3 protein-coding genes are annotated in these 2,810 nt (G+C 70.4%); 2 read left to right on the top strand and 1 reads right to left on the bottom strand.

Translation table 11 applies throughout. The annotated features are described in order from the left end of the window. Positions 1 to 840, top strand: an 840-nt coding sequence (locus tag TA90_RS11485) for an ABC transporter permease (RefSeq protein ID WP_043536614.1), incomplete at its 5' end; no start/stop codon positions are given. 144 nt (positions 841 to 984) lie between these two features. Here TA90_RS11485 and deoD read toward each other — a convergent pair. Further along, positions 985 to 1,692, bottom strand: a complete 708-nt coding sequence (gene deoD, locus TA90_RS11480; protein WP_043536612.1) for a purine-nucleoside phosphorylase — start codon at positions 1,690 to 1,692, stop codon at positions 985 to 987. Positions 1,693 to 1,938: 246 nt separating this feature from the next. Here deoD and TA90_RS11475 point away from each other — a divergent pair, with 246 nt between their 5' ends. Continuing rightward, positions 1,939 to 2,697 carry an HAD-IIB family hydrolase gene (locus TA90_RS11475; protein ID WP_043536610.1) on the top strand — a complete coding sequence of 253 codons (759 nt, stop codon included), beginning with the start codon at positions 1,939 to 1,941 and terminating at the stop codon, positions 2,695 to 2,697. Positions 2,698 to 2,810 lie beyond the last annotated feature (113 nt).

Genomic DNA, 2,810 nt, shown 5'->3' with positions numbered 1-2,810 from the left:
GACGGCAGCCCCCAGCTCATCATCTCCGCCCCTTCGGGCTTCTACGACACCTCCATCGCGGTCACCGTCGACGAGGGCGACCTCGCCTCCTTCTCCCGGGGGGAGGCCATGGTGCTGCGCTCCGTCGCGAAGGACCAGGGGTGGGAGCTCGGCGACGAGCTGACGATCAGGACCTCCTACTCCTCCGACGTCCTCAGGGTCCGCATCGGGTCGGTGGTCGACAGCCAGATCATGACCGGCTCGGGGGTGATCCTCACCCCCGACCAGTTCGGGAAGGTGGTCCCCGCCGAGGCCTCGTCCTTCGTGTCCGCCCACTTCACCGCCAAGGACGGGCAGGTGGGGGAGCTGCGCACCCAGCTCACGGACGTGGCGAAGAAGTACTACGTGTTCTCCGTGATGGACCGCGACCAGATGGTCTCCTCGCTGGCCCAGCAGGTGGACTCCATGCTGGCGGTGATCTACGCGCTGCTCGCGCTGAGCGTCGTCATCGCGGTGCTCGGGATCGTCAACACCCTGGTGCTCTCGATCATCGAGCGGACCCGGGAGGTCGCGCTGCTGCGCATCGTGGGGGTGGGTCGACTCCAGATGGCGGGCGTCATCACCATCGAGTCCGTGCTCACGGCGCTCTTCGGGACCATCCTCGGGGTGGCGGTCGGGGTGGGTGCGGCCTCCGCGCTGCCCACGGTGTTCCGCGACCAGGGCTTGAGCACCCTGGTGGTGCCGTGGGGGACGCTCGGGCTCATGGTGGCGCTCACGGTGCTGGTCGGACTGGTCGCTGCCGTCCTGCCCTCGATCCGCGCGGCCCGGATGCCACTGCTCGAGGGACTCGCCGCGGAGTGACGGAGCGGACGGGCGCCGCGACGGGGGCTCCCGCCACGACGCCCGTCGCGCTCCAGGACCGTGGAGCCACCGTGCCCAGGACGGCGGTGCGTCAATGCCGGACGCCGCGCAACCAGCGTGTTCGGGCCGGCGCAACCGCCACGTTCAGGACAGTGCAGCAGCCACGGCCAGGCGCAGCGAGGTCTGGAACTTCGTCTCCCTCTCCTCAGCGCTCATGTTCTGGGAGGCGTCGAAGAGGTGGTCCGAGACGGTGAGCACGGTGAGTGCCTGGCGGGAGAACTGGGCGGCCACCGCGTACATGGCGGCGGCCTCCATGTCGACGCCGAGGACCCCGTAGTCGGCCAGACGCTCCGTCTGCCCCTCGGGGGCGAAGTAGAAGTGGTCCTTGGAGATGATGGTCCCCACGTGCACCGGGTCCTCGGGGCCGGCGGCCTCGACGGCCGCGCGGGCCAGGTCGAAGCTGGCGACGGCGGAGAAGTTCACGCCGGGGATGCGCTGCTGGTTCATGTTGGAGTCGGTGTGCGCCCCCAGGGCGATGACGGTGTCACCGACGTGGACGTCGCGGGCGATGCCCCCGCAGGTGCCCACCCGGATCACGCGCTGGACGTCGAAGAACTTGAAGAGCTCGGTGACGTAGATCGTCGCGGAGGGTTGCCCCATGCCCGAACCCATGACGGAGAGGGGACGTCCGTCGACCTCGCCGGTGAACCCGAGCATGCCGCGCACGTCGGTGACGAGACGGGGTTCGTCGAAGAGCTGCTCGGCGATGCGCTGGGCGCGACGCGGGTCCCCCGGCATGAGGACGGCGGGCGCGAAGTCCCCGGGCTCGGCGTTGATGTGGGGCGTGGACATGTCTTCCTCCGTGACGGACCGCCCGGGGCGGTCGGATGGATCGGTGGCGTGCCTCCCTCGGCGCGCGGGACGTCCCATTGTGCGCACCCCGTGCCACCCCGTGTCCACATCCGGGGGCGGCAGGTGGCAGATCACACCACCCCACCGGTGTCCGGTCGCGGTCCTGGGTGACACCACAGGTCGGCTATCCTGCGTGGTGGCCGGACGGACGGAACGCTCCGGTGAATGCCGTGAGAAAGGTTCCGCATGTCCCTCAGGATGGTCGCCTTCGACCTCGACGACACGCTCGCCCCGTCCAAGTCCCCGCTGCCCCCGCTCATGGACCAGCGCTTGCGTTCGCTCCTGGACCACGTCGAGGTCTGCATCATCTCCGGGGGGCAGATGGGCCAGTTCCGCTCCCAGGTGCTCGACCACCTGCACGCCGACGACGCCGAGCTCTCCCGTCTGCACCTGATGCCGACCTGCGGGACCCGCTACTACCGCCACCGCGACGGGGAGTGGCAGGAGGTCTACGCCCACGACCTCACCCCGAAGGAGCGTGCGGCGGCGATCGACTCCCTCGAGCGCCACGCGCGCGAGCTCGGCCTGTGGGAGGAGCACCCCTGGGGCGACATCATCGAGGACCGCGGCTCGCAGATCACCTACTCCGCCCTCGGGCAGGAGGCACCCCTGGAGGCCAAGCGTGCGTGGGACCCGACGGGGGCGAAGAAGGCCGCGCTGCGTGACGCCGTCGCGGGAGACCTCCCCGACCTCGAGGTACGGGGCGGGGGATCGACCTCGGTGGACATCACCCGCCGTGGGATCGACAAGGCCTACGGCATGGCCAAGCTGGTCGAGGTCACGGGCATTCCCGCCCAGGACATGCTCTTCATCGGGGACCGCCTCGATCCCTCAGGCAATGACTACCCGGTCAAGGACGCCGGCTACCCGACGCACGCGGTGACCGGCTGGGAGGACTGCGCCGACTACATCGCCCAACTCGTGGAGGGCCTGGAGAAGGCCTGAGCCCGAGGGCGGTCCCGGCCCCGGCAGGGACCGGGACCGCCCGTGTCCGTGGGACCCGGACGGGGCGCCCGTGCACCCCCCTCAGGCGCGTCCGGTCCCAGCGGCAGTCCGCT

Source organism: Actinomyces polynesiensis (genome assembly GCF_000820725.1).
Classification (GTDB): Bacteria; Actinomycetota; Actinomycetes; order Actinomycetales; family Actinomycetaceae; genus Pauljensenia; species Pauljensenia polynesiensis.
Note: the sequence above shows the minus strand (reverse complement) of the source record. Positions and strands in the feature narration are given on the sequence as shown.

Coding starts and splice junctions, on each gene's coding strand:
- deoD (WP_043536612.1), bottom strand. CDS start 1,692: ATGTCCACGCCCCACATCAACGCCGAGCCCGGGGACTTCGCGCCCGCC.
- TA90_RS11475 (WP_043536610.1), top strand. CDS start 1,939: ATGTCCCTCAGGATGGTCGCCTTCGACCTCGACGACACGCTCGCCCCG.